The organism is Desulfoscipio gibsoniae DSM 7213, from assembly GCF_000233715.2.
Classification (GTDB): Bacteria; Bacillota; Desulfotomaculia; order Desulfotomaculales; family Desulfallaceae; genus Sporotomaculum; species Sporotomaculum gibsoniae.
In genome coordinates this window covers 1,077,908-1,103,761 of sequence record NC_021184.1, presented here as the reverse complement: position 1 = coordinate 1,103,761, position 25,854 = coordinate 1,077,908, and the positions used below count along the sequence as shown (strand labels likewise).

The window sequence follows — 25,854 nt, the reverse complement described above, 5'->3', positions numbered from 1 at the left end:
AATAATCTTTCATATATTGCTTGAACATAAAAAACTCGCCATAATCCATACCGGCGGTTATGACGAGTTTTTTGGTTTATTCATGGTAAACAACTTTGCGAGCCAAATCATCAAGAACCGAGTAGATCACCGGAATTACCACCATGGTCAGCAGCGTCGCCGAAAGAATACCCCCTACAACCGCAGTGGCCAGCGGCGAAAAACGCTCCGACCCCACCGATAATTCCAGGGCCAGGGGTAACATGCCGGCCACATCGGACAGTGCCGTCATCATAATGGGCCGGTAACGGGTCGCCACCGCTTCCAATAAGGCAGCCCGCCGGTCCGCGCCCCTTAGCCTGGCCGCGTTGATATGATCCACCAACAGGATGGAATTATTCACCACGGTACCGGCCAGCAGGATCAAGCCCAGAAGTACCGGCATGGAAACCGGTTTTCCGGCCAAAATCAAAGCTAGGGCCACCCCCGTCAGCACCAGAGGAATGGCGGACATAATGGTCAGCGGGTGTAAAAAAGACCGGAACTGCATCACCAATACCAGATATACCCCCAGCACGGCCACCAGCAAAGCACGCTGCAGGTCACTTTTGGAGTCCAGCAAGTCGGAACGTTCCCCCACCAGTGCAATTTGATAACCATCGGGCAGGTTTATTGTTTTCAGTTCTTTTTGAATATCTGCAGTCACCTGGCTAAGGGGTCGAGTCATAACATAGCCCAATACATCAATGGTACGTTCCCCGTTTTCCCGGGTAACCAGGTCGGGACCCAGTAAACTTTCCACACGGGCTACCTGTCGCAAGGGCACACTGATACCCGGGCCGCCGTTTAATAGTACGTCTTCCAGATCGCCTTCCGTACCGGCATATTTATCATCGTAACGCACCTGGATTTTCACATTGTCCCTCTGCGGCACCTCTAATTCAGTGGCGTTTATTCCTTCCAGACTGCCAAACAGCTGGCGGGTTACCGCTTCGGCATCAAGCCCCAGCGCACCGGCCCGCTCCTCGTCAACCTCCACGTGCAATTCCGGGCTGTTCATACTCCAACTGTTGTAAATATTAACTACCCCCTGCACATTAGCTATTTTACCGGCCACCTCACCGGCTAGCCTTTCCAGCACCGCCGGGTCACGTCCGCTGATTCTAACATCAATGGGAGCACTGGTAGTGGCGACAGCGGTGCTGCCGCTTTCCTTGACCACAAATGTTTCTATTCCGGGCACCTGCCTAATTTGCTGTCTGATTTCCTCCAGTATATCTATAATGGTTTGCTGTCTTGCTTTTCGCGAGGTCAACTGAGCCGTAATGTAGGCACTGTTAACACTCATGGCACCGGATTCCCCCAGGTACCTGGCACCGCCCTCGTAACCAATTTTTGTGCTATATGATACCACTTCTGTCTGGCCATCCAGTATTTTTTCCACTCGCTCCACCACCTGCCTGGTTTGTGCCAGTGAATATCCCGGCGGTGTCCGCAGGTCAATAAAGAACGTTCCGGCGTCCATCCGGGGCAATACTTCCATCCCCAGACCGGCCATTAATCTGGCACCCATTACCAAAAGAAACAGCGCCAGCAACAGAGTAGCCGCCCGTTGAGATAAGGCCGTATCCAGCAACCTCAGGTAAATACCTTTTAGCAACTCCATCATGCGGTTGAACGGGCCGGCTGCCGCCGCCACCGCACGATCCCCCCTGTGCAGCAGCTTGGCCGGCAACAATACTGTAAATAGAGGGATAATGGCCAGGGAGATAAACAGCGATGCCAAGATGGCCAGTATTAGAGTTGATGCCAAGGGAGCGAAAACCCGTCCCACAAATCCCTCGATAAACAACAGCGGCAGCAGCACCACTACCGTTGTGGCAGACCCGGCCAGCACCGGGAGGGTGATTTCACCCGCGCCATCAAGCGCCGCCTGCATGTAATCTTTGCCAAACTCCTCACGGTGCCGGCTGATATTTTCCACCACCACAATGGAATTGTCCACTACAACACCAACGCTGAGAATCAATGCCGACAAAGTCACCATATTAAGCTCTAAATCAAAGGCCCGCATCAAAGCCAGTGTGCAGAGAAAAGTCATGGGCATGGAAATGTTCACCACCAGCGACTCCCTGATACTGGCAATAAATAGCAATATAATCAGGGCGGTAAAAACCAGGGCGTACATAATACTGCCCGTCATGCCGCTCACTACCTGCCGGGTAAAGTCCGAATCGTCGTCCGCCACCGTAAATTCCAGCATTGGATAAGCGTTGCGCAGGCCGGCCACCGCTTTGGTGACGTTATCAACCACCTCCACGGTATTGGTTCCACTCTTTTTGAGAATAAATAAAGCTATGGCATCGGTGCTGTCCTTACTATATGCCGCAGTGGGACGGGAGGTGGCACTTTCCACCCGGGCCACGTCCTTTATCCGCACAACTCCACCGTTCCGGTCGGCAACTATGGTTTGCTCCACCTGGCGCGGATGGGAGTAACTCTCCACCACTCGGATAATTATCTCCTTATCCTCCTGGACTATGCTCCCCCCCGGACCGGTAATGTTCTGTTTGCGCAATGCCTCCGCTACCTGGGCAGGGGAAAGTCCCAGGGCATCCATCCGGTGCCGGTCCAGCAGCACGTTAACCTGGTTTTCGTAACCGCCGAAAATATCCACGGCAGCCACACCCTCAACCAACTGCAACTTGTCCTTAATCTCATTTTCCACCAGATCACGTACCGCGGTAAGATCAAGCCCGCGACCACTAATAGCATATGTAATAACCGGGCGGTCGGAGGTGCTGAATTTGAGCACCCTTGGTTCCAGGGCCCCCACCGGCAAATCCCGGCCCACACGGGATACGGCATTTTGGACATCTACCGCGGCCAGGTTAACATCTACCCCGTAATTAAATTCTACTTTGACCAGGGAAAGAGCATCCTGAGAGGTTGATTTAACCGCCCGAACCCCGTCCAGGGTGGCAAATTCATCCTCCAGCGTTTCGCTAACCTCGGATGCCACATCTTCAGCCCCCACGCCGGGATAAGAAGTAACCACGTTGACCAGAGGCGGCGCAGTATCGGGAAACAGTTCAACATTCATACTACCTTTGGCATTGACACCAAAAAATATAATAGCCAGGATCAGGGCGAAAACAGTATAGCGATGGCGCAGGGAAAATTCGGAGAGCCTCATGATTTACTACCCCCATCCAAGAGATATACATCTTTTCCGTCGCGCAAGTCGGATGGCGGGCGTAAAACAACTTGGTTTTTGGCATCAATGCCGCTGATAATTTCTACGTTGTTCCAGTCAGAAATACCGGTTTTTACTTCGGTCTGTACAGCTTTGCCGTTTTCAACCAGGAATACATATGATTTACTCTGCCGCTGAACCACCGAATCTACCGGCAGCAGCAGCGCATCTTTTTTTTGGGCCAGAACCAACACTACATTGGCACTCATACCGGACAATACTTTTTGCTCCCGCACTTGTTTGACCGGCAGCGGGATTTCCACGGTAGCACTGCGAGTTTTACTATCCAAAATGGGATAAGTTTGCCCCACTGATGCTTCAATATGGCGACCACCCGGAAAATGTATCTTTGCCGGCATACCCGGCTGGATCAGAGGCAGGTCATTTTCAATAACCTGTATAAGCACTTTTAAATTATCTGCATCCACCACGCTTATTAGAGGTTTACCCGGTGTCGCCTGGTCACCTGCTTCTATATCTACGGCGGCAACAACACCGGCAATTTCCGAACGAATAATTGTATTATTCAGAGCCAATTGGGCCTCAGCCAACAGGGCTTCCGCTTCGCGCAAAGAGGCAGCGGCGGTATCCCGGTTGTAAATTATATTGTTATAATCATGTTCCGGTATGGCCCCTTCTTCAGCCAGCACCTTATAAACTTGGACTTCGCTTTCCCGGTGCGCTAAATTAAGTTTGGCCGTCTCCACCCGGCGGGACAGTGTATCTACTTTGCTTTGTAATTCAGCAGCGCTTAGAGTTATCAGCACATCGCCGGGATTTACCCGATCACCCTCCCGCACAGCCACTTTTTCCACCCGCTCGCTAATTTTGGCCGCCGGAGAGGAGACGGAATACGATTCAACTGTACCCGTATACTCCATGCTCCTGGTCACCGCCCCGCGGCCGGCGGTAACAGTTTCTACCGGAATCCCCACATGCTGTTCTTTTGGTGGCATATTATACATTTGTCGTATGCGCGTCATACCTACCACACCGGTAAGGGCCAAGAGCCCAATAATTAATAGAAATATAAACAGCTTTTTAACAATTGTCCATTTAGTTAGTAAATGTTTACTTACCTCCACGTAAAATATCCCCTTTCAGTCCCGGAAATACTATTTTGTAACCGGCTCTTGCATGATATGTCTGATTTCACTGTAGCAAGCAGCGTTAGTTCTAAGGTATTTCATTTTATTACCATTTTAGGTTAGTAAATACTCACTAAATTTAATATTACCAAGTTTTAATATTTTGTCAAGCTATATCTAATAGGATAATCTTACGCCATGAGGGTCAGACCATTTACAAACCAGTTGAATAGCCCCTTCAGATGGCCATTATCAAAAAAAACATAAAATTTAATTAGAGGACACTGGAAAAAGCCAGGCTCCTGCGTATATAAAATCATGGGTAATTTTGTATTAATATTATACGTACTTGGGGGTTTACAATGGTTAAATGTCCTTTGTGCGGCAACGATAACGCAGCTGAAAACGCATTTTGTAGCCACTGCGGGTGCCGGTTAGGCAGCTCAACCCGTTTAATTGCAAACAATACCCTGCTGGAAGACCGTTATCAAGTGGTAAAGCTGGCCGGCCGCGGCGGGATGGGGGCGGTTTATAAAGCGCTGGACCGGCGACTGAAAGACCGGGTGGTGGCCATTAAGGAAATGAGCATCCATGCCGTCGGGCCAGACAATGTGAATGCGGCTATAGAAGCATTTGAGCGCGAGGCCGGCCTGTTAATCTGCCTGGACAACCCTGCTTTGCCGCGGGTTTGGGACTATTTTCAGGGTCCGGACAACCGGCTTTACCTGGTGATGGATTTTATTGAAGGGGAAACCCTGGAAGCTGTGCTCAAACGGCGCGGCCCCATACCGGAAGCCGAGGTATTAAACTGGGCGCAGCAGCTTGGCGATGTGCTGTATTACCTGCACAGCCATAAACCGCCAATAATTTTTCGTGACCTTAAGCCGGCCAACATTATGCTTACCCCCCAGGGTCGGATAAAACTTATCGATTTCGGCATAGCCAGGCACTTTAAGCCGGGAAAAACAACGGATACGGTAACTTACGGCTCCATCGGTTTTTCCGCGCCTGAACAATACGGGGAAGGCCAAACCGATGCCCGGTCGGATATATATTCCCTGGGCGCGACCCTTTATTACCTGTTGACGGCGCAAGACCCCAGCAAAACGCCTTTTCATTTTGAGCCCATCAGCAGTATAGCGGAGGTTTCGCCGCAGCTGGAAAAAGCCATCCACAAAACTTTGCAGCTGAAACCGGACGACCGCCCGTCAAACGTGCTGGAAGTAATGTACCTGCTTAACGTAACGGATCAAAGCCATACGGATGATTCCCCTACGGTAATTTTAAACCCGGACCAGGGATTGACAATGAAGCTACCTCCTTCCGGTGCAGGCAGCAACCCCACCCAGGCGCTCCCTTACAGGGAAAAACCAAATTACAAATGGGCCACCGGCGCTTTAGCTATAGTGCTTATTTTATTTGCTGCCGGGTTCGGCTTTGCTAAAAGTGCCCTATTTACGCCCCAAAGGGTAAAACAAGACAGCCAGGCTATAGTCGACAACCAATCAGGCATTCAATTGGTAAATAAGGGAGCACCACTGCCGGTTGATAGTACGGAAGAACAAGCAAACTTGGAGCAAGAAGAATCCGAGGATTATAATGAAAAGGTTGATAAGGATGAGAAGGATAATGAGAAGGATGTGAAGGATAATAATGATAAGAAGGATGGCAAGGTAAAAAAAAATATAACTTACGAAAAATACACCAATGAGCGGTTTGGTTTTACTATTGACTACCCCCGAGAATTTAAAATGAAAGAAACACTGGCCAACGGTAACGGCATGGTGTTTACCTCGCCGGACGGACAGGCTAAATTAAAGGCCTTTGGCTCCTACGTCAGGGAGGGCGACTCTTTACAGGACTTATACCAGGCATCCCAAAAATATGCCCAAACAAAAATAGCCTACCAACAGGTAGGCAGCAGCTGGTTTGTGCTTTCGTGGATCAAAGATGACTATGTTTATTATTCAAAAACCTTTGTGGGCCAGGGCTCAACCAATACCTTTATTATTTCTTACCCTCGAGATGAAAAAGAATATTATGACCAAATGACAATACATATAGAGCCATCCTTCAAGCCCGGCGCCGTGCAGCAAGCCCGATAAAACCGTTCGGGCGCCTGGTATTTAGCGGGTCCTGAGAAAAATAATAGCAACACTTTCTTAACGTTGCTTCAACAGAAGAAATGCTAAAAAGTGTCAGGTAATCACCCTGAAATTATAATATCGAATTTAAAACCCGGACGCATATAAACGTCCGGGTTACCCACTTCCCACCCTCGTGCGGATTCCCTGATTGCCGGCACTGGTAATACCCTTTGGCAAAGCTTAGCGGTAAACATGTAAGCATTAACTCTTACGCTTTTACCTTCCCATCTTGGTTGATTAACCTCAGTAGTTGACGAAACCCCCGTTACCGGAGACTACGGCCGGATATGGTACCTCCGGCGGGGAAGTGCCCTCAGCAGCCAAGGACCCCACGCTACACCAAAATGAATAATGTTAACCTTCAGTGTAATCGGTCAGCCAATTCACAGCCTGAATGGATGCGTCAAGTTCCCTGTATTCCTTAGCCATCCTGTCCAACTCCCGGTGCATCTCCTTAACATCCACCGTAACCTGGAATTTCACCTCCGAACGGCTCAACCTGATAATCGGCTCGGTGGCAGTTTGAAGTGCCGCAGTAAGAGTATCATGACGCAGTTTGAGCATGTCCCTTCGCGCAATAGCCTCCATTATTGTGGCGCCGTCCGATAGTTTTGTCCGCACGTTAATCCGGTTGATGTTGATAATCATCTTTTCCAGCCGATCAACCGACTCGTTAATCTTTTCCATAAGTTCTTGCGGTTTTTCCGTGGGCTCGTCCCCTTCCTGGATCCTAACATTGTGTATTAAACGTTCCCGAAGGGTATCAAGCTGTTCCTTGATACTCTTTCTTTCTAGCAATGCTTCGGCTAGCTTCAATTTATCCACTCCCTGTTATACCATTCACCTATTTAGACGAACTTTTCAGCCAAAAGTTCCCAAAGTTTGTGGTTCAACCGTAGACACTTGATTGAAGATCAAGTTTGTTCAGGAAAATGTATTTTTTTTAGCTCTCCGAATATAATAATCTGTACAGTATGTACACACCTGCCCCTTTCAATTTTTTAAATAAATTGAAAGCCTTTATTAACTCATTCACAAATTCTTTTTCTTTATCTGTTAAATCTGGACCATTCAAGAGACTTTTTGTATCAGCTAGTACTTTATCGGAATACTCGAATCCATAAGCAACGTCTGAGCAAATTTGTTGAACTTTTGCTAATTAAAATTATTTAAAAAGGCTGGGTCCTCTGTAGCGAGCCACTAAAAAACGCACGCTAAATCAGTTCCCTTAGCGTGCGTTTTCTTTTTAAATGACGACAATTTCAAATACTCCGCTAACTAAATGAATCTATCAAGCAATATATCCTCCACATTTCTTCTTCCATCAATTACTGCAAGCACCCATACTTTGTTTTCTTCAGTTTTATAAATAATTCGCCAAGGCGGTCTAATTAATTCCCTGTAGGTTAATACACCATAATATCTTAATTCCGGAACAATTCTTCCCTGAAGGGGCATATACTGTAGGTCATCGACTTTTTGTTTAATTGCAAAATAAATTCTTTTCGCTTGAATTTCACTATCAGCGGCAATGTATTCAATTATTTTTTTTAAATCCTGCTGGGCAGTTTGTGTCCAGAATACCTGATATGGCTCTTTAGTCATGGTCTTATATTATCAAAGCCGCGATCCATAACCGAAAAAAAATCTTCCTGCGATAAGACTTTTCCATCGATTATATCACGTTCCCCTTGGGCCAGTAATTTTAATAAACCGAGAGCCTTCTTCATTTTTTCATAGGATTCAGTATCCAACAGAACCGCCTTAGCTTCTCCGTTTTGAGTAACATAGACAGGCCTGTGGCTCTCGTTTACTTGCGCCAAAATCTCAGCCGCATTGGCTTTAATATAAGAAATAGGCCTAATATCTTCTTTAATATTCATTGCGTTATCACCTCGGTACAAATATGGTACTAAATTAAGACCGATTTGTCAATGTCATGCTAACCCATGAGTCCGTTCACCTGGATCCTGATTTCAACCTGTCCAATTCTTTAACGCTTTTAACAAAATTCACTGGGTCTTGAGGCGATAGTAAATACGGATCAATGTTATCCGTTTGTATCTGGACCATATTATCCCAGCATGTTGCATATACACGAGCCATTGAGCCACTTTTTAATGCAAATAACCCTGCGTATCCGAATTGTCCGGATAACCAAGTAATTCCGTTACCAGGTTCTATTGAACCAACCAACTTAATGGATTTTATTTTATCTTTGCTTATAAAATGAGAGGATAACTTAAGCTGTATGATTATACCTTTGGGCGTTACTTTATAACCGCGCGGTGAGAATATGTATGGTATTAGCCAAATTAAACCGATACTGCAAATAGCAATGATAGTTGTGAATGGATTTGACATTATTTTAGAAGTTCTATCCATCGGGGCAATAGGAAAAAATTTATCCATTTGAAACTCCTATCTCCCAGGCCTGATCAATCTCTCCCGGGTCTTTGAATTTATCTTCTGAAATATTAAGCTCTTCCAGCCAGGTAAGCCGTCCATTCATATCGGAACCCGGCGCAGGCGGGTTCTGCCCACCTGTGGCGCACCCCACCAGGGATAAACCCCAAAGCACAGTCAGAAGCAAATAAACAATCTTTCGCATTTATACCCTCCTATCCCCAATCATTGACCACTGGCCTGTTATGCCAACAACATTTCAAGGCTTATATCAAGCCTGTAATCCCTTTGTTAAATCTTGATTTTCGGATCATTTATATTAAAGACTCTATGATTACCCAAAATGTTCCTGTTAGTGCATAATAAAAACACCCCAATTGTGAGGTTTTTTATCTTTAAGCATTTCCGGCCCTCTTTTTTTGTGTAATATGCAGCCGTTTACTTTTTAAACCAAAAGCGGAGCAGAAATGAATATATCTTATGAAGATGTGCAAAATATTATAGGCGGGAAGGGGGGTGATATCTTGGCAAAGGATTATTACGTTGCACGGGATGCTTACAAATTAGAAGATTTAGCCGCTAAAAAATATCAATTTTATAGTCAGCAGGCAGTTGACCCACAGGTAAAGAACTTATTCAATCAAATCAGCCAAGTTCAACAAAAAACTGCCCAAGAATTTCAGCAGATGATGAATAAATTCCCTCAATAGGAGTGATAGCATAAAATGAATGAAGCTGATATGCTTTTTGACGCAGCGGAATTTGAAAAAATGACAGCCGCCACTTTTGCCCGTCTTGCTGCGGACGCCGGCAGCGAAGATTTAAGACAGAAATTGCTGCAACATCAGAACACTATTCAACAACATCAACGCCAGTTCGCAGATTTAATGGCTCAAAAAGCCGGGCAACGAAATCCTGTTTAAACCGAAATTTTTATACGGCTCACCGTTGACTTTACCATCCTGGTGGGAAAAAAGTTGGGTTAGCCCGGTAAATTCATGGATTTACCGGGCTAAATTTTATCTCCGAAGAATTAAGCATTCATATCACTTCTACATACCCCTCCGTTCCGTTCACCCGGATCCTCTGTCCGTCTCTGATCAGCTTCGTGGCGTTATCGACCCCCACCACCGCCGGCATGCCATATTCCCGGGCCACCACGGCGCCATGGGTCATTAAGCCTCCGACTTCCGTTACCAGACCGGCCGCTAGGGGGAACAACGGCGTCCAGCCCGGATCGGTGTACGGCGCCACCAGGATATCCCCCTTATCCATTTTAGCCTCTTCCAGCCTGAGGATGACCCGGGCGCGGCCCTCGATGGTGCCGGCCGACACCGGGCTCCCGGTCAGCGCGCCCGGTGGGACCTCGGCTCCCGGTTTAACGGTGATGATCTCTCCCTCGCTGGTTATAGCCCGGGGCGGAGTCAGCTTGGCATCATGTTCATATTTTTCTTTGCGCTGAGCAACAACTTTGCGATCCACCCACTGTGTTTCGATCATTTCCTTGATCTCCTGCAGCGAAAACCAAAACACCTCTTCCGGGCGATCCAGAACTCCGGCCGCCACCAGTTCATCGGCCTCCTGCAAAATGGCCTGCTTGATCAGATCGAAGTTTTGCATAACATAGTATTTGGGATGTTCCCTGATCCCAATCAATGAGCGGTGCACCCTGATCAGCCGCTGCATGCGTCTGGCCTTGAAGGATCCACGGGGCGTTTGCCGCAGGCGCTCAAGCAGCCTTTCGGCGGCAAGTTCAGCATCCTCTTTCCCGGCCAGGAAATCACAGCGATGCTGCCCGGGTCTGACACTCTTAATGTGGCTCAGAATGGCGGGAACCAACTGGGTCGGAGCCTCACGCCACCGCGACCGGGTAATGTCGATTTCACCCGTCCCCCGCATACCATACTTTTCGAAAAAACTTAAGAAAACAGGCAGCACCTCTTCTCCGCCGGGAACAGTCTTAAGGCCATCCCAAAATGTTCCGTCGGCTGCCCGCTTCAGGTATTCGATCACCGCCGGATAATTACGCACGGCATCGGCCACATCTCCCAGCGCCAATCCCATTTCCGTGGTTACGTTCCCCGGCGGGGATTTACTGATGTTGCCCAATTCGGCTGCGTCACCAAGCCACTTCTTGGACAGACTCTCAATGAGCTTGAAAGTAATGATCGCGGTCGGCAAGTACTGGGCTACCATCGGAACAACCCTTGGTATTAAAGTAGACAGCATTTCCTGAATCTGCGCGATTCTATCCGCACCCGACACCTCTTGCAGCTTAGCCCTGTTTTCCTTGACTTGCTCGGCAATAAACCGGTTCATCTCATCAATGGCCTGGTAATTATCACGGTACAGGATATTTCTGAGGACGGCAAAGCCCGTCGGAAAGGCCTTTTTTACCAGCCCAAACTCCACTCTTTTGCCGGGCTGCGCCGCAGCCTGGAATTCCTCTCGCTCAACGAATTCCTGCACCGCCCGGCTCATTGATTCATCAAGATTGAGCAGCATTTCGGGCAATCGTTTCCTTGCCTCCCGATACTCAAGCATCGGGGTCAAATCGAGATACAATCTGCTGCCGGCTTCTCGCAGCAGATCGCTCTCTGCCTGAGGCGATCTTTTGCCGAAAGGAAAAACAGTCCTGAATACCGATATCCCCAGGGGCTTTATAGCCTCAGTCATCATTTGCGGATGGCCGATAGACAGGAAAAGGTGAAGTTTATCATCGTCGGCTTTGGGAACGGGATAGAGAGTCGTAATCGGCCGGCTCTGCACAACAAATATTTTATTGTCAGCGAGACACCACTCGATGTCCTGGGGAGAACCAAAGTGATTTTCGATACTTCGTCCCATCCGGGCCAGCCTGACCGCTTGTTCTTCCGATAAAGCCGGGGCGGTCTGCCTCTCTCCCTCAAGTTCCACTTTTGCTGTCCCGCCCTCAGGCCGGGCATAGATGACGATCTCTTTCTTTGCTATTTGTTTCTTGATCAATTTATCCGCTCTTACCTGGTACAAATCGGCGGAGACAACGCCTGACACAAGTGCCTCGCCCAGGCCGAAACTGGCATCGATGGATACGATTTTCCGGTTGCCGGTCACCGGATCGGCCGTAAACATGATCCCCGACACTTCGGGGAAGACCATCCGCTGTACCACCACGGCCAGCAATACTTGATCATGCCGGAAACCATTCTTCTGCCGGTAAGCGATGGCCCGGTCGGTGAACAGAGAAGCCCAGCACTTTCGGACACTGTCAAGGATGTTCTTCTCACCCTCGATATTCAAGAAAGTATCCTGCTGTCCGGCAAAAGACGCTCCCGGCAGGTCTTCCGCCGTGGCACTGGAGCGTACGGCATAGGCATGATGACTGCCGGTCTTTCGCCAGGCCTGGATGATCTCCTGTTGGATAGGGGCGGGAATGTCCAGATTTTCCAAGTGAGTGCGCATGCGTTCTCCCGCGGCCTTGAGTTCCTCCATTGATTCAGCATTAATTGATTCCAGGGTTTTCAGCAAGGCGGCAAACTCCCTGCTCGTATTCACGAAATCCCTGTAAGCGCTTGTAGCCACACAAAAACCTGCCGGCACCACAATCCCGGGAATACGGCACAGTTCGCCCAGGTTTGCTCCTTTACCCCCCACGCTGGCCAGACTGGATTTGTCTATTTCATTGAAGTAGAAAACGTACCGATTCATACTGGTTGCCCCTTTCCTAAAGGATAATAGGGTCTAAAAATCCATTACTATTCTAAACCAATGAAAGTAAGATAACTCCCGGGAGTTGTACTCCTGGGACTGTCACAGCACTTCCACATACCCTTCCGTTCCGTTCACCCGAATCCTCTGTCCATCTCTGATCAGCTTGGTGGCGTTTTCCACGCTTACCACTGCCGGAAGGCCGTATTCCCGCGCAATGACGGCGCCATGGGTCATCAGCCCGCCAACTTCCGTCACCAGCCCTTTAACGGACACAAATACCGGCGTCCAGCTGGGGTCAGTGAAGGCGGTAACCAAGATATCGCCCTCCTCTATGTCGGCGTCCGCCATTTTTAAAACGACCCGCGCCCTACCCTCGATGGTGCCGGCTGAAACGGGTATGCCCGGCAAAGCGCCCCGGGGGATGTTGCCGGTGTTGAACTCACCGGAGATGACCTCGCCCTCGGAAGTCATCACCCGCGGCGGCGTCAGCTTCTCATAGACCTCGTACTCCTCTTTTCTCCTGGTGATAATGCTGTAATCCAGCCGATTTGTGCGCACAACCTCACGGAGTTCCTCGAAGGACAGGTAGTAAATGTCCTCCTTCTCCCGGATGACCCCCTTTTGCACGAGCCTGGCGGCCTCCTTCAGCAGGGCCTGCTTGTAGATCCAGAAACGCTGGATGAAGCCATATTTGGGATATTCCCGGTAGCCGATAAAGTTGCGCAAAACGCTGATCATCCTCTTTGTCTTCTTGGCCTTTTGCTTGCCGCCGGGCAATTGCTCCAGGCGGCTCAAGAGTTCCTGTTCCTTCTCCTCTGCTTCCAGCCGTCCCTGCTCAAACTTAACGCTGCTCGCATTGGGCGCAAAGTTCTTGATGTTGCTAAGGATCGCGGGAATGAGGGCGGTCGGCTGTTCGTTCCAACGCGTCCTGGTGATATCAATCTCGCCGGGACAACGCATACCGTATTTCTCAAGGTACGCCCGCATGGAACGACTGACGGCATCGCCGCCTTCCAGTTTCACCAGGTCCTCGAAGAAGGTCTCATCACAGGCATGCTGAAAATACTCCATCACCGCCGGGTATTGCCGGACGACGTCCGCTACGTCCAGCAGCGCCAGCCCCATTTCGGAGGTGACGTTATTGGGTACCGATTGGGTAAGCGTGTCGGCGACACTCTTTTCGCCCAGCCATTTTTCCATTTTGTTATTGATCCAACCCGAGACTAACACCGCGACGGCGATCGCTCCATAGCCGCGTGGATCATACATGATTTCTTTTAGCCGCTTACGGTCCTGGACAATAAAGGCAAACAGTTCATCCCCGGAGATGTTGGCGATCCTTTGCCGCAGGTCTCTGATCGACGCCTCGCTGCGGGCAATGAGATCTTGAACGACCGCTGCGTCGTTTTTACGGTAGATCCTTAAGGCCTCAACGGGCATTGCCCAGGACATTCCCTCGGTCCGCATGCTGATGGATCTCTTTCCGCACGGTAATGATGCCAAAAAATCCTTCCGCTGCATTAAACTATTGATCGCGTTCACTGTCAGCGGGTCGCTCTTGCCCATCGTACTGAGCACGATCTTGCGGCCAACGGGTGAGGCCAGGTCGTGCGTTACCTCCCAAAACAACCTCCCACCGGCTTTGTGCATTGGAAAATCACCAGCTAACAACTGGAAGAAGGACATCCCCAACGGTTTAATGGCATCCGTCATCATCTGCTGGTGGCCTAGCGATACGTAGACCCGCATTCGCCCATCGTTTTCCGGTACTGGGAATAAGGTAGTGATGGGGCGGCTCTGCACGATGAAAAATGAAAGGGGACACACCTCCTTCAGCGGAAAGTGGACACACCTCCTGCGGAGGAATGTCCCCAACGTATGAATGTCCCCAACTGATGCATCATCAGCAAGGCACCATTCGATATCCTGTGGGCAGCCAAAATACGCCTCGATCTTGCGGCCCATGCCTTCAAGCCGCAAAACCTGCTCGTCGGTCAGCGCCCGCTCATGTTGCCGGACGAGCTCGATCTCCCGTTCCTCCGTGCCGCCTTTTTCCAATGCGTAGACGGCCAGTTTCTTGGTGGATATCTTCTTATCGACGATCCTACCCTCCCGTAACTTGTAGATATCAGGATTCACCAGGCCGGAGACCAGCGCCTCGCCCAGCCCGAAGCCGGCATCGATGGACAGCACCTTCCGGTTGGAGGTGACGGGATCGGCGGTAAACATAATCCCTGATACCTGCGGGAAAACCATCCGCTGGACAACGACAGACAGGTAGACCTTGCGGTGGTCAAAGCCGTTTTGCATGCGGTAGATCACCGCCCGGTCCGTAAACAGCGACGCCCAGCACTTGCTGATATGCCGCAGGATGGCATCCTTTCCTTTGATGTTCAAATACGTATCCTGCTGGCCCGCAAAGGAGGCCAGCGGCAGATCCTCGGCGGTGGCGCTGGAACGCACGGCATAGGCATGCTCCTCGCCAAGCTTTGCGAGATGGCAAATGATTTCTTCCTCGATGTCCCTGGGGATTTCTATCCCTTCGATGACCTTACGGATCTTGCCGCTGATGGCACCGGTGCTTTCCCTGTCGTCTACCTTTAATGCTGATAGTTGATCGAGCAAGATATTGAACTCCTGGTTCGGCCCGATCATTCTTTTGTACGCCTTGGTGGTGACGCAAAACCCCTCCGGTACCCGTATCCCTTCAATCCTTGATAGCTCCCCCAGGTTTAAGCCTTTGCCCCCGACGACCATGAGCTTTGTTCTGTCGATATCTTGGAAACCAAGTACATATGCATTCATACGGGCTCCCTCCTTAAGGTGGGCCGCTATGGGCCTGCCTCCGTCCGCTTGATCAAACGGATCAGTATTGGTATTGTCATGGTTGACGGTTCTTTAGATAATCAAAAACTTCTCTCTCTCGCGGATACTGCCCTTTATGCAGCTAAGGAATGGGGCCGGAACAGGTTTGCCTTTGCCGGGTCCGAAAAAGATCCGATAAACAGGCTTACTGAAACCAACCAGTTGGTTGGGTTGGTTAAGAGTACCTTAAAAGAAGACCGGTTTGTGCTTTATTTTCAATCAGTGGTTAGAGTAGGTGACGGAAAAATTATTCATCACGAAGCCCTGATTCGACTCCAAGATAAGAACGGGCAGACAATCTCTCCCGGCAGGTTTATACCTGTTGCCGAACGTTTTGGCTTAATGTCTCAAATAGATCTCTGGGTGGTTCAATCATCCTTGACTCTTGATTGATCCATCTGCTGTGATATCTCTATGTTTAAGTCCGCAGTGCTCCGTAGTGGAGACTCGGGTTCAGCCACCCTTTCAACTTACCGTATTTAATCGCTGACGCCAGTATCTCTAATTCGCTAAAGAGCAATTCCTCAAAAATGTTTCTGATCCGGTCATTGTGCGTGCACTCTATGAGCGCCTGGGCGTGCATCGACAGTGCGCCTTGGATTCCCTGGAAAACCCATCTAAACATGTTGTCATCATCCATCAACATGGTGGTGGCTGTCCACGGCATCACATTGGGGGGCCTGTTTGGCAGGGGAACTCTGAAGTGGACAAGCTCCTTTTCAAGCATCCTCGCTTGTTTCAAAAGTACCTGCATACCTCTTTCCAGGAACAGCTTAAAATCACCGTCTTTAGCAAAGGTGATGAAGGTTTGCGTCATCTCAATATTATCGTTCCGGTAGGTCAGGTGGTCCCACAGGTGATGAGCTTCTCCCGCGCACAATTCCTCTCCGGCATCCCCGGGGCGATTCTGAAAAAGAGGCTGTTTGCCGATCCATCCTTTGGCTTTGACGTATTTGCAAAAGAGACTAAACCTGTCAACTGCTTTCTTCGTTCCATTCATAAAGAGAGTATTGATATCGTCGTTTGTAGTCGAAGACCGAAAGGCCTTGATAAGCATTTCAATGTGTTCCTGGGCAAAAGTAAATAACTCGGTGGCAATGAGCTGATCGTGAACCAACTGAGGGTTGCATACTGTATCGACACCCGGGATGTAGCTGTCCGGCCCGCGAACGCTGAACTTTCTCAGTTGGTCCTCCCATGTCTTGATATCGCCCCGGATTTCCGCGGCGTACATCTTGATCAATGCGTGCAATTCCCTGTCATGGACCTGGTTTAACCAGATATCAAGGAGTTGAAGGAAATCATATTTTGCTTTCACCATGTGCCACAGGTAGTGCACCTCTGCTACTCCCACATCGTAATGCTTATTCTTGATCTTTTTGTTCATGAACGGTAGAATCAACACAGGTTCCCCTTTCGCTTTTCTACATTCTTTCTTATAGTTTTCCTCCTACCCGCCTGTCCTTATTCGGCAGGAGGGTAAATCCACTCTGTTCAATTCCTGAATGCTCATGCATTCGCAAGGCAACAATGCTAAATTGCATCGTTGTAATATACCGCAAGTCCGGGGGCAAACTTTTTGTAATACACAGTAAATCGCTGATCGGTAATACACATGTTCACAAGTGGCTTTCTATTCATCAGTTAAAAACAGATCCTGAGTTATCTCGTTTTATATTAATCATGTGCAACAAACAATGCTTTTGTTATTTAAATCCTGATTCACCGGTGCTAAGCCTAAAACCTGTTTCCAATGATTTTAGATTTTTTTAATAGTCTCTTGGAAATTAGCGGCCTTGTTTTAGTTCCTGATTTTACGATCTTACCAATAAGCCTGTATCCTCCATAATGTAATACTTCATTTACAGCTCTAATTGCTCCTCTGCTTTCGGCTGCAATATAATTGAATGGCCAAGGAGTACTACAAGCAGTTAATATAACCGCTGGCTTTCCCTTTTGGCGTGGGTAAGGCATTCCGTTTGGTTTTTCCCCCATAAACACTGGCACATTCCTATCAAATAAAAGTTTGAGTTGAGCACTCATATTTCCCCAGTGCGTTGGTGTGCCCACTATTAAACCATCAGCATCCCTTATTTTACGCCCAACTATATGGGCATCGTCTTGTGGTAAGGTACATTCTTGGTTTGACCGGCACTTCATGCATGCAATACAAGGCTTAATTTTTAGCTCATATACATTAATCCATTCCACCTCATGTCTATTAGAAATACCTTCAACAACGCTTTTTAGGAGATTAGCAACTGTTCCGTTTTTACGTGGACTACCGTTTAAAACTAAGATACGCATATTTACTCCTCCTGAGTATAGCTGCTGGATAATTAGCCATACTCTAATCATAAGCGGTATTATTCTTCAAACTTCGCTGCCGCCAGGAAATTTGCCAGACCAATAACAATTAAAACGGACATGGCCAAAGAAAACAATTGGCTTGTATAAATAAAGAACTGCGTTAACCACATTAAATGTATAGCTGAAGATACCAAGCTAAATAGGAAGGTCAGCAGCCAGGTTAAAACCCCCAGTGCAAAATAAGCCACCAGCCATTTCAGGAATCGATGCCTGGAAGCCGGTGGCTTTCGCTGTGCCGCAACGATGCCGTAAACGTAAATAGCCGGCACCAGACTGCCCATTAACACATGGCCGGAGTTAGCCCAAAATAGCTCATGATTACCGCCAATATTTGCCATAGACATAATAAGCATAGCGGCCCCCAGCGCAAATACCAAACAAAGAAGCATAATCCAAACCGGTTTAAACACTTCTACCAAGCGGACCTGCCCATCCCAAAGAATTAAAGCATAAACGAGAAAAATAGCGGATAGGATAGCCCCGGGCTGCTGTAACAATATATTATGCAATTGGTTGATTAGTACCTGCCGCTTAATAATGTCTAACAAATCAGCGCCCGGTGAAGCCAGCGGTCTGGGAGCCATATGACCAAACAGCAAGCTCTCGAGCCACAGACCTGTTATTAAAACCAGAGCCATTGTCAACCACTTGAAGAATACTGTGCCGACCCTTCTCCAGCATATCCAGGCCAGGACGGATGCTGCAGCGTAAAGTACACCAACCAGCAGACTGAGCATGGCCCAGAAATAATAATACCGACTTTGCCTGGCCAGTTCGCCCAGAATACCCGCTTCCTGCAGCAATACTAATATACTTGCAAACAGTACAACCGCCGCCAAAAACACAGATATCCAATTCTTTTTCATTGCAGACAGCCTTTCTTTCGACAAGTGCGGTGTGTATAAATGAAAGTGATTAGTTATAAAAACTTGCTATAATTTTTGCAGCCGGCAAAAATATCACCTGTCCTAATAATGTTCCTATGATTTTAGTTGTGATAAGTAAGACTACCAGGGCTTTTACATCCCCGTACGGTCTTTTTTCCCTTAGCGCCTGATCCGTAATAATTGCGGACTTTGGGTCAATGAATAAGGTCAACAAAATCGCAGCAACTCCGTTAATCATACCCGATGACCCCGCAGCCGCTAAACGATGCTGCTCGGCAACCAATAACGCTGAATAATTGGCAGCAAGAACACCTATGGTATAAATTCCAGTGACCAGGGCGTTTAAAATAAGTAATCTTTTGGGGATTTCCCGATATCTCAGCCTTTCCAGCATTTTCTTTGAAGGTCTGGTTGCACTCCTCACAATTTGCCTTATATTATTTACCTGCAATGCCTCCACGACTAGGGATGGAACAGAACCATTTACCTCTAACCGTCTAACAGCCACTTCAAATACCCTAAGAAAAGTTGGGATAAGTAATGTCCCAACTAACGTACCTATTGTTGAGGCAAAAATTACTTTACGCATATCGGCAAGGGGATCTATGCCATGTAAAATACTTGTTCCAATGATACCCCCGATGAGTGGGGCCTGAAATGTATTGGCAGTTCGGGAAATAAGAACGAATAGTTAAAAAGAGAAAACGACAAGGCTATTTGGCTACTTTTAACTGAATTCAATCTAACCGAATAAGCCAGAGTATCTATCAAATGAATGACAAATGTCAGGAGTAATAGTTCCAGCAACGTTCTTTCCATTAATAAATCATGCCTTTTCAGAGGTTAAAGTTAGCAATTTCCTTTGATTATAGTATTAATTATCAATGGCTTTTTTAGTGGTGTATTTATAGTTACTGCCAGATTAGGGGTATTTTGCAATAAAATATCCACTTTTAGTCACTTAATTGCAATATTACATTATATGGATAATGTGAAATTCTTTAGTATGCTGGATTATCTCTAGTTTTATGTAAAAAAAGTTGGCTAGTTAGGTTATTAGGGCTTGCTGAACCAAACAAAAACCCAATAAAATCAAGGATTTAGGAGCATATTTGTCGAAATAAGATGCATGGAAAATGCGGTAAAGATTGCAAAAACCGTGCACCTGGAGGCAAAAAATATGTTCCGTAAAGTGGAAAACCAATATTATCTTGAAGAATTTATATTGCCTTTTGAAGGCAAATTAAGAGCTGATAACCGCTGGGTAAAACTAGCTAAAATTATCCCCTGGGAAAGCATCGAAGAACGCTATGCCAATCTTTTTCCCAGCAACCGTGGACAGTTGGCTAAACCCGTCAGAATGGCCCTTGGTGCCTTAATCATTAAAGAGAAATGTGGCTATAGTGACCGTGAAACAGTGGAGCAGATCACTGAGAATCCGTACTTACAATACTTCATCGGTCTAAGGGAATACCAGGATCGGCCGCCATTTGATTCTTCACTAATGGTCCACTTTCGTAAGCGTTTTGGCTCTGAAACCCTAAAAGATATCAACGAAGAAATCTGTCGTGCCGCCAAGAAAGCGGAAGAGCAAAAGAAGGACGATGACAACAAGCCTAAACCGCCTTCAGGTGGCAAAAAAACGCACGCGAAAGAACCAAATAGCCCAGAAAGCAAAGCATCTTCTTTTGAGGTATATCCAGCAAACAAAGGCAAACTCATCTTGGATGCCACCTGCGCCCCGGCAGACATACGCTACCCCACTGACTTATCCTTGCTTAACGAAGCTAGGGAGAAGTTGGATAACATTATCGATCTCGTGCACAAGACTCTTGGTAAGCCAGGTAGAAGACCACGTACTTATCGTCAAATAGCTCGTAAAGCCTACCTTAACATTGTTCACAACAGAAAGCCTGGTAAAAAAGCTATCCGAAAAGCCATCGGCAAGCAGCTGCGCTATGTGAGGCGCAACCTAAGTGCTGTAGACCGCCTACTAGCTATGGCCGGTGATAGTCATGGTCTGAGTCAGAAACAACAGGATACATTGCGCACCATACGTATGGTCTATGAACAACAACTCCATATGTATACCTACCGCAAACACAAGATAAATGATCGCATTGTAAGCATCAGCCAGCCGCATGTGCGTCCCATTGTCCGAGGTAAGGCCACGGCTGATGTCGAGTTCGGCGCGAAAGTCGCTATCAGTATGGTAGATGGCTACGCCTTCGTGGAAACGCTGAGTTGGGATGCCTTCAATGAAGGAGTAACCTTGCAAGAATCGGTGGAATATTACCGCCAAAAGTACGGGTACTACCCTGAAGCCGTTCAAGCCGACAAAATATACCGGAATAGGGAAAACCTGCGCTTCTGCGATAGATATAACATACGGCTCAGTGGACCACGGCTAGGAAGACCACTGATTGATAAAGTGCTACAGAAAGAGCAGAGACGCATAGAACGGCAAGATGCCAGCGAACGCAATGCTGTAGAAGCCAAATTTGGAGAAGGCAAGCGTCGCTATGGTTTGGCACGTATTATGGCACGTCTAAAAGAGACCGCTGAAAGCGTGATCTGCTTGCAGTTCCTAGTGATGAACTTGGAGCATAAACTCCGTGTTCTTTTGTTCTTTTTTATGCGGCGTCTGTTTCGGTATAATCTGGGTTGTCAGGAACCGTCATTATACTGTTTTAATTAAAAATTAAGGTCGGTTCAGCAAGTCCTTATTAGGATTAACTCAGTCTCAATGATACGCATAGTGACCATCCGTGACGCGAAGAAATTATCGCATTTTACTGGCTAAAGGATTCCTCGACATATGACATAGTTCTACGTAACCGTACTGCAATGGGCGGAGACAACTTTCCAATTCCCCATACGATACTCCCAGACACGTGTATAACAGAGCTCTCCCACGAATGATTCTGTTCCGAAAGTACCGGATATAGACACTCTTGTAACGGTTACGGCCGACTTTTCCATCTGTCTTATTTTTTGTTCCAATATATCAATTTTGGTTATTTTCAAGTTACCAGAACGATGAACTTCAATATCTGCTTCTTTTGAAATAATCTGTCCAGATTGATTAACGAAGAGAAGATCGTCAGCAATCAGTTCATTCAGCACTTCCACATTACTGGACAGCATTGCTTTTCGAAGGCGTTCCTCACAAGCAATAATTTGGGCTTGATTCACAGCAAAATCTCCTTTTCAATTATTCAATGATGATAACTTACTGTCAAAAATAATCCATGTAAGGGGGGAGGCAACAGTATGGTTTAGGAACGATAATTCAATGTTATGTATTCTACAGATTATTTGCAACAACGTGGTTAATTTACTGGAGATTGAATTGGCTCTTCAATACAATAATTTAAATAGCCATAATCATTATATATACATTGTATCAGTTCTATGGATAATGGGAATTAAAAGCTCCATTTTAGTTTAGCTAGGTTAAAAACATTGTATTTTTCTTAATTTTGTTCTATCGGTGGCGCCAGTCTTTTGACGTCTGTACTATATTCTTCACCCGTAACATCAGAACGAGTATATCTTTCATCAAGCAAATCAATTAGATTTTCCACATGATTATATGTCTTTAAAACAATTCTATTGTTTTCAATTACGAATTTGCCTGACCATCGAGGTAATGTTTGAACTTTATTTAGCAACTGTTCAGAGGACATTCTAAGTACTGCAGAGTGCCTAATCCTCATCATCTTTTTAGCATATGTTAGTTTGCTTCTTTCCACATACGATGACAGTTTTTCAATATTTTCAAACAATCCTATTTCACTAACATCCCCGATAACGGTCTGAGCTGAATTCCTAATATATGTTTCAAATCCAAATTGACGTTGCATTAATGAAATATCTTTGGTGGTAATTTCTTGTCCAATAATTATTAAATTCACTTTCTTAGCAATCGGAAATAGTGGTAGAATCATTTCTTTAAACGTTTCAGCTTGTTGAATAGATAGCCAATTTTTTCTTAACTTATTAGGAATTGTTACTGTATATATGTGCTGATATCCCCAAATCTTGTTATCACCACGTCTAAACATAAACAAGAGTCCCAGGGCATTATCTCGGTCTGTCATATTAAATGTTTGTAAATTATTAATAGGCGTATTTAGTATGTCAAAAGGCCTATACTGGTCGGTTTGCTCTATTACGTAAAATTTATTTTGATTATCGGCTATGTTTTCTACCGGTTCGTATTCGGCATCATCCGCTAAATATTTTTCTTTAATAAATTCCGCTATAGTGGTATTTACCTTTTCTTTAAAATTTTCAGAAGCTTGACCTGACAAGTTTGATGGGTTTCCCTCAAACAATACTAGACGTTTTAAAGTATTATCATTTTTCATAATAACAAATGCTTCGAATCCATATTCAGTATTTTGAAACATATTATTTATTACGTGCAAAATTCTATCTTTTAGCATATCACTAATCTTCCTTTAATGTATTGGATGTTGCGTTTTGTTATAAATCAGGTAGACATCATCTGCAACTAATTGATATTTAATAATTTTGCTTTCGTCAATTTTTCCGTATGTAATACCAATTAACTCATTATTCATTCCAGCTGAATTATTATCTTCAATAAAATAAAATTGAAATGTTTTATATCCAAGTATTGTGAGCACCGGGTTTTGGTAGTATAGATTCGTTTTATGCATTAGTGCAATAATCATCGTTAACAATCCAATAAATACAAGGGAATTGCGAAGTTCGCCGATATCATCTAAAACAAGAGGCACAATAAAGGTAGTAAAAAAAATTAAGCCAGCATCAGATGAGTAGTTTTTGATTACAATTTTATCTCCCTCAATAAAGTTTGAGTTCTGTACATTTCGAAATTGAAACATGGCTAATATGCCTTTTAATATCCAGAATAAACACCCCACAACTACAATTAAAAGTAAAAATTTTTCATGAGTAATAGCGATTGTAATTGCCGAAAAATCATGTTTCCAAATTCTAATGAAAAATTTACAAACAAGATTGAACAAGTTAAATTCACAATTCTTTAATAAAAGAAGAAACATTAGCGGCACAAAGGATTGTAAAATCAATAATTTACGAAGTTTCCTGTTGCCGTTCATAGATTTTTCCTTTCTTACAATATTTTGCATTAGTCGCTGTCAGCGAGGCAGCACATTACTGAACGACGCATTATTAGCCATATTGGAATTTACTTAAATAATTCGAATTTATTCTAATATGATTAATCCAAAAGAATATCACGTTTAAAAAAGAAGTCACGTTCCTTAATAACTATGAAAACTGTAAAAACTAGGAGAAGTATGGTTTGTATGATTTTGCTATCCGGATGTGTTAAGAAAATCTCATTGAAAAATCCTGCTGATATATGAAACACAATGGCTACAAGGATGTTTCGGTCTGTTTTGTAATAAAGCCAGTTCATCAATAAAACATAAGGGATTAGACTGACAGCAAAATTCAAGGAATAAATCCAGGACTCTACTAAATTAGCATGGTAATACCCTTTTATTCCGCTAAGTGGGAAATGCCAAAAAGCCCAAAAGATTGCAAAAATTAAAGATGTCTTGAAAAGACTAAAGCGTTGACGCAAACAATCCGTACCATAAGTATGCCATGCTAACTCCTCTAAAATGGGGGCGATTATTAGAATAAACCATACAGAAAATATACCGGCTGTAAATGAGCCACTGGACAACTTAAATTGATCTACACTATAGCCAAAAAGTAAAGAGATAGCTTGAGCAAGAAGAATACTTATAAGCATCAGAAAAAGTGTTAAGAAAAGATAAATTGGTTTTATCTTCCTAGTACTAAAAAACCGATTAAAAAGGTCACGACGCAGTTCTTGATCCGGAAGCATCAAGGAAAAAGCGATTATCATTGGGCTTAACAAGCCAAGGAAAGCAAGTATGCTAGATACCGTTACATAGAAGTTACTACTTGGCGTAATATGGCTTAAATATCCCGCCGCAAACCAAAATAACCATGGAATTATTGTAGCTAAGCTGTAAAAAAGAATGGGGTGACGATATTTTTCAATGGTCATTGTTTAACCTCCAATAAACTTAAAATACCCCCCATATACAAACATAAAGCGATTATTCTATTAAAACTAAAATTTTCCTCCTCTGCTATTAAAAAAATAAAAAACAGCGTAAACAAAAGTGACCATGTTTATGCAGCTCCCGTAATTTTCCTGCGTATTTAATAACGCGTGGGGGAAAGGCGTTAACATCTAAACTTTTAATGATTACCTGGCTGTGAGGGATGCCCAATGGATGGGGCCGATATACATCCTTTTGGGATTAAAAGCCGCCTTTATTAAATTCTTATCATTACTTCTCTTGACTTGAGAAGATAATCCTGACCCTACAAACAAAATACATTTTCCGTTTTTTATATCTGTTAATAATTTTTGAGGTATAATACCACTATATTTTGATTTCTCCATTATTTATACCCTTTCAATATAGTTTTGCTTAGTTTTAAATAGTTCAATCTTGATAATTGCCCATAAACACTACATTTCTCTCCTGTTTATTCTTATAACCATCAAATTATTAGTGCCTTTATGAGTATATTAATAAAATTCTTGTGCTTTTACAGCAAGCATCTTATCAATTATACCATCAAATTCCAATTATAGACATTAATTGAATATATAAACTACCTGAAGGAAATTTTATCTTTTGTCGATAAAAAAAAATGCCAGCATTCACGAGGATGCTGGCACTAGTTACTAATTCGTTAATTCGCCAAATAATCCTAATTTCCTTCAATAAAATAAAAAATACACTTTAAGAATATAGTTTTTTGAAAAATTGGTTGTTGGACTGATTTCCACTGGTCCAGTGGCATCGAGATGCCCTCCGACCTGGAGAGCTACAAGCTGATAGTCCACTGCAGCGCCTGCATGATTAACCAGCGGAAATATTATTCCGCATGATGGCCGCCAGTACCAATGGTCAATTACGGAGTAGCCTATGTATGCGTTTGCTTTATTATACGCAATTTTAAAAATAGCACAGCGTAAAACTAAAATAGCTGCCAAACTAGAAAAAAAAGATTGGCTGCTCTTGAGCTGGATTGGCTTTATCGGTTATTTTGTCTCTATCTCTTTTCAATTTATTGGCACCAAACTTTCCGATGCC

General features: G+C 45.4%; 23 protein-coding genes and 2 pseudogenes. 7 read left to right on the top strand and 18 right to left on the bottom strand.

Going from position 1 to position 25,854, the window contains the following annotated elements; genetic code table 11:
* Window positions 1–76 precede the first annotated feature (76 nt).
* The gene (locus DESGI_RS05105; RefSeq protein WP_006521275.1) at window positions 77–3,175 is read right to left on the bottom strand and encodes an efflux RND transporter permease subunit; all 3,099 of its coding nucleotides are present in this window, start codon (window positions 3,173–3,175) and stop codon (window positions 77–79) included.
* A complete protein-coding gene (locus DESGI_RS05100) occupies window positions 3,172–4,320 on the bottom strand; it encodes an efflux RND transporter periplasmic adaptor subunit (RefSeq protein ID WP_006521274.1) in 1,149 nt (382 codons plus the stop codon). Before DESGI_RS05100 ends, DESGI_RS05105 begins: the two co-directional genes overlap by 4 nt.
* Window positions 4,321–4,685: 365 nt before the next feature.
* On the opposite strand from DESGI_RS05100, the gene DESGI_RS22925 reads away from it, so the two are divergent.
* Entirely contained in the window at window positions 4,686–6,428 is a 1,743-nt protein-coding gene (locus tag DESGI_RS22925) for a serine/threonine-protein kinase (protein WP_006521273.1), read from the top strand.
* A gap of 396 nt (window positions 6,429–6,824) precedes the next feature.
* Here DESGI_RS22925 and DESGI_RS05090 read toward each other — a convergent pair whose 3' ends face one another.
* The 5 genes from DESGI_RS05090 to DESGI_RS05070 form a co-directional block, all read right to left on the bottom strand.
* Window positions 6,825–7,295, bottom strand: a complete 471-nt coding sequence (locus DESGI_RS05090) for a DIP1984 family protein (RefSeq protein ID WP_435050891.1) — start codon at window positions 7,293–7,295, stop codon at window positions 6,825–6,827.
* Between the two features lie 453 nt (window positions 7,296–7,748).
* Window positions 7,749–8,075, bottom strand: a complete 327-nt coding sequence (locus tag DESGI_RS05085) for a type II toxin-antitoxin system RelE/ParE family toxin (protein ID WP_006521271.1) — start codon at window positions 8,073–8,075, stop codon at window positions 7,749–7,751.
* A complete protein-coding gene (locus DESGI_RS05080; protein WP_006521270.1) occupies window positions 8,072–8,353 on the bottom strand; it encodes a type II toxin-antitoxin system Phd/YefM family antitoxin in 282 nt (93 codons plus the stop codon). Before DESGI_RS05080 ends, DESGI_RS05085 begins: the two co-directional genes overlap by 4 nt.
* A 76-nt stretch (window positions 8,354–8,429) precedes the next feature.
* Entirely contained in the window at window positions 8,430–8,882 is a 453-nt protein-coding gene (locus tag DESGI_RS05075) for a PH domain-containing protein (protein WP_006521269.1), read from the bottom strand.
* Window positions 8,875–9,081 carry a hypothetical protein gene (locus tag DESGI_RS05070; protein WP_006521268.1) on the bottom strand — a complete coding sequence of 69 codons (207 nt, stop codon included), beginning with the start codon at window positions 9,079–9,081 and terminating at the stop codon, window positions 8,875–8,877. The genes DESGI_RS05075 and DESGI_RS05070 overlap by 8 nt, the downstream gene beginning before the upstream one ends.
* Window positions 9,082–9,400: 319 nt before the next feature.
* On the opposite strand from DESGI_RS05070, the gene DESGI_RS05065 reads away from it, so the two are divergent.
* Complete coding sequence (locus tag DESGI_RS05065; protein ID WP_157872730.1) at window positions 9,401–9,586, top strand: L-asparaginase family protein; 186 nt, start codon at window positions 9,401–9,403, stop codon at window positions 9,584–9,586.
* Window positions 9,587–9,601: 15 nt separating this feature from the next.
* On the top strand, window positions 9,602–9,799 hold the full coding sequence (locus tag DESGI_RS05060; protein WP_006521266.1) for a spore coat protein: 198 nt from the start codon (window positions 9,602–9,604) through the stop codon (window positions 9,797–9,799).
* A 118-nt stretch (window positions 9,800–9,917) separates the two neighbouring features.
* Here the strand turns inward: DESGI_RS05060 and rph are convergent, their stop codons facing one another.
* Entirely contained in the window at window positions 9,918–12,563 is a 2,646-nt protein-coding gene (rph, locus tag DESGI_RS05055; RefSeq protein WP_006521265.1) for a rifamycin-inactivating phosphotransferase, read from the bottom strand.
* A 102-nt stretch (window positions 12,564–12,665) separates the two neighbouring features.
* A complete protein-coding gene (locus DESGI_RS05050; protein ID WP_006521264.1) occupies window positions 12,666–15,371 on the bottom strand; it encodes a phosphoenolpyruvate synthase in 2,706 nt (901 codons plus the stop codon).
* Window positions 15,372–15,419: 48 nt separating this feature from the next.
* Here DESGI_RS05050 and DESGI_RS05045 point away from each other — a divergent pair, with 48 nt between their 5' ends.
* Window positions 15,420–15,824: an EAL domain-containing protein gene (locus DESGI_RS05045; protein WP_041284783.1), complete on the top strand. Its 405-nt coding sequence runs from the start codon at window positions 15,420–15,422 to the stop codon at window positions 15,822–15,824.
* 25 nt (window positions 15,825–15,849) lie between these two features.
* On the opposite strand, the gene DESGI_RS05040 is transcribed toward DESGI_RS05045, so the two are convergent.
* The 5 genes and pseudogenes from DESGI_RS05040 to DESGI_RS05025 form a co-directional block, all read right to left on the bottom strand.
* A complete protein-coding gene (locus DESGI_RS05040) occupies window positions 15,850–16,833 on the bottom strand; it encodes a DUF3231 family protein (protein ID WP_006521262.1) in 984 nt (327 codons plus the stop codon).
* A 131-nt stretch (window positions 16,834–16,964) separates the two neighbouring features.
* Entirely contained in the window at window positions 16,965–17,048 is an 84-nt protein-coding gene (locus tag DESGI_RS26400) for a hypothetical protein (protein WP_353740040.1), read from the bottom strand.
* Between the two features lie 120 nt (window positions 17,049–17,168).
* On the bottom strand, window positions 17,169–17,738 hold the full coding sequence (locus tag DESGI_RS05035; RefSeq protein WP_006521261.1) for a flavodoxin family protein: 570 nt from the start codon (window positions 17,736–17,738) through the stop codon (window positions 17,169–17,171).
* A 59-nt stretch (window positions 17,739–17,797) separates the two neighbouring features.
* Window positions 17,798–18,667, bottom strand: a complete 870-nt coding sequence (locus tag DESGI_RS05030; protein WP_006521260.1) for a hypothetical protein — start codon at window positions 18,665–18,667, stop codon at window positions 17,798–17,800.
* A 49-nt stretch (window positions 18,668–18,716) separates the two neighbouring features.
* Window positions 18,717–19,507, bottom strand: a pseudogene (locus DESGI_RS05025) (lipid II flippase Amj family protein).
* Window positions 19,508–19,868: 361 nt separating this feature from the next.
* Between DESGI_RS05025 and DESGI_RS05020 the strand changes: the two are divergent.
* Window positions 19,869–21,386, top strand: coding sequence for an IS5 family transposase (locus DESGI_RS05020; protein WP_006521257.1), 1,518 nt, complete (start codon window positions 19,869–19,871; stop codon window positions 21,384–21,386).
* Between the two features lie 131 nt (window positions 21,387–21,517).
* On the opposite strand, the gene DESGI_RS05015 is transcribed toward DESGI_RS05020, so the two are convergent.
* The 4 genes from DESGI_RS05015 to DESGI_RS05000 all read right to left on the bottom strand — a co-directional run bounded on the left by DESGI_RS05015 (window position 21,518) and on the right by DESGI_RS05000 (window position 24,749).
* Entirely contained in the window at window positions 21,518–21,883 is a 366-nt protein-coding gene (locus tag DESGI_RS05015; RefSeq protein ID WP_006521256.1) for a nuclear transport factor 2 family protein, read from the bottom strand.
* Between the two features lie 281 nt (window positions 21,884–22,164).
* The gene (locus DESGI_RS05010; protein ID WP_006521254.1) at window positions 22,165–23,139 is read right to left on the bottom strand and encodes a DUF4868 domain-containing protein; all 975 of its coding nucleotides are present in this window, start codon (window positions 23,137–23,139) and stop codon (window positions 22,165–22,167) included.
* Between the two features lie 15 nt (window positions 23,140–23,154).
* Window positions 23,155–23,832: a KwaA family protein gene (locus DESGI_RS22920; protein WP_157872729.1), complete on the bottom strand. Its 678-nt coding sequence runs from the start codon at window positions 23,830–23,832 to the stop codon at window positions 23,155–23,157.
* Between the two features lie 92 nt (window positions 23,833–23,924).
* Complete coding sequence (locus tag DESGI_RS05000) at window positions 23,925–24,749, bottom strand: CPBP family intramembrane glutamic endopeptidase (RefSeq protein WP_006521252.1); 825 nt, start codon at window positions 24,747–24,749, stop codon at window positions 23,925–23,927.
* 205 nt (window positions 24,750–24,954) lie between these two features.
* Between DESGI_RS05000 and DESGI_RS26025 the strand changes: the two are divergent.
* Together DESGI_RS26025 and DESGI_RS24380 are read left to right on the top strand one after the other, a co-directional pair.
* Window positions 24,955–25,056: pseudogene (locus DESGI_RS26025) on the top strand (hypothetical protein); the annotation flags it as partial.
* Window positions 25,057–25,523: 467 nt separating this feature from the next.
* Window positions 25,524–25,649, top strand: a complete 126-nt coding sequence (locus DESGI_RS24380) for a hypothetical protein (RefSeq protein WP_281168115.1) — start codon at window positions 25,524–25,526, stop codon at window positions 25,647–25,649.
* Window positions 25,650–25,854: the final 205 nt, after the last annotated feature.

What these genes read in the sequence shown, in the direction of transcription:
- DESGI_RS05075 (WP_006521269.1), bottom strand. Translation starts at nt 8,882, where the DNA reads ATGGATAAATTTTTTCCTATTGCCCCGATGGATAGAACTTCTAAAATA.
- DESGI_RS05105 (WP_006521275.1), bottom strand. Translation starts at nt 3,175, where the DNA reads ATGAGGCTCTCCGAATTTTCCCTGCGCCATCGCTATACTGTTTTCGCC.
- DESGI_RS05050 (WP_006521264.1), bottom strand. Translation starts at nt 15,371, where the DNA reads ATGAATGCATATGTACTTGGTTTCCAAGATATCGACAGAACAAAGCTC.
- DESGI_RS22925 (WP_006521273.1), top strand. Translation starts at nt 4,686, where the DNA reads ATGGTTAAATGTCCTTTGTGCGGCAACGATAACGCAGCTGAAAACGCA.
- DESGI_RS05010 (WP_006521254.1), bottom strand. Translation starts at nt 23,139, where the DNA reads ATGCTAAAAGATAGAATTTTGCACGTAATAAATAATATGTTTCAAAAT.
- DESGI_RS05030 (WP_006521260.1), bottom strand. Translation starts at nt 18,667, where the DNA reads ATGAAAAAGAATTGGATATCTGTGTTTTTGGCGGCGGTTGTACTGTTT.
- rph (WP_006521265.1), bottom strand. Translation starts at nt 12,563, where the DNA reads ATGAATCGGTACGTTTTCTACTTCAATGAAATAGACAAATCCAGTCTG.
- DESGI_RS05080 (WP_006521270.1), bottom strand. Translation starts at nt 8,353, where the DNA reads ATGAATATTAAAGAAGATATTAGGCCTATTTCTTATATTAAAGCCAAT.
- DESGI_RS05020 (WP_006521257.1), top strand. Translation starts at nt 19,869, where the DNA reads ATGTTCCGTAAAGTGGAAAACCAATATTATCTTGAAGAATTTATATTG.
- DESGI_RS05070 (WP_006521268.1), bottom strand. Translation starts at nt 9,081, where the DNA reads ATGCGAAAGATTGTTTATTTGCTTCTGACTGTGCTTTGGGGTTTATCC.
- DESGI_RS22920 (WP_157872729.1), bottom strand. Translation starts at nt 23,832, where the DNA reads ATGCAAAATATTGTAAGAAAGGAAAAATCTATGAACGGCAACAGGAAA.
- DESGI_RS05035 (WP_006521261.1), bottom strand. Translation starts at nt 17,738, where the DNA reads ATGCGTATCTTAGTTTTAAACGGTAGTCCACGTAAAAACGGAACAGTT.
- DESGI_RS05085 (WP_006521271.1), bottom strand. Translation starts at nt 8,075, where the DNA reads ATGACTAAAGAGCCATATCAGGTATTCTGGACACAAACTGCCCAGCAG.
- DESGI_RS05000 (WP_006521252.1), bottom strand. Translation starts at nt 24,749, where the DNA reads ATGACCATTGAAAAATATCGTCACCCCATTCTTTTTTACAGCTTAGCT.
- DESGI_RS05060 (WP_006521266.1), top strand. Translation starts at nt 9,602, where the DNA reads ATGAATGAAGCTGATATGCTTTTTGACGCAGCGGAATTTGAAAAAATG.
- DESGI_RS26400 (WP_353740040.1), bottom strand. Translation starts at nt 17,048, where the DNA reads ATGTGTATTACCGATCAGCGATTTACTGTGTATTACAAAAAGTTTGCC.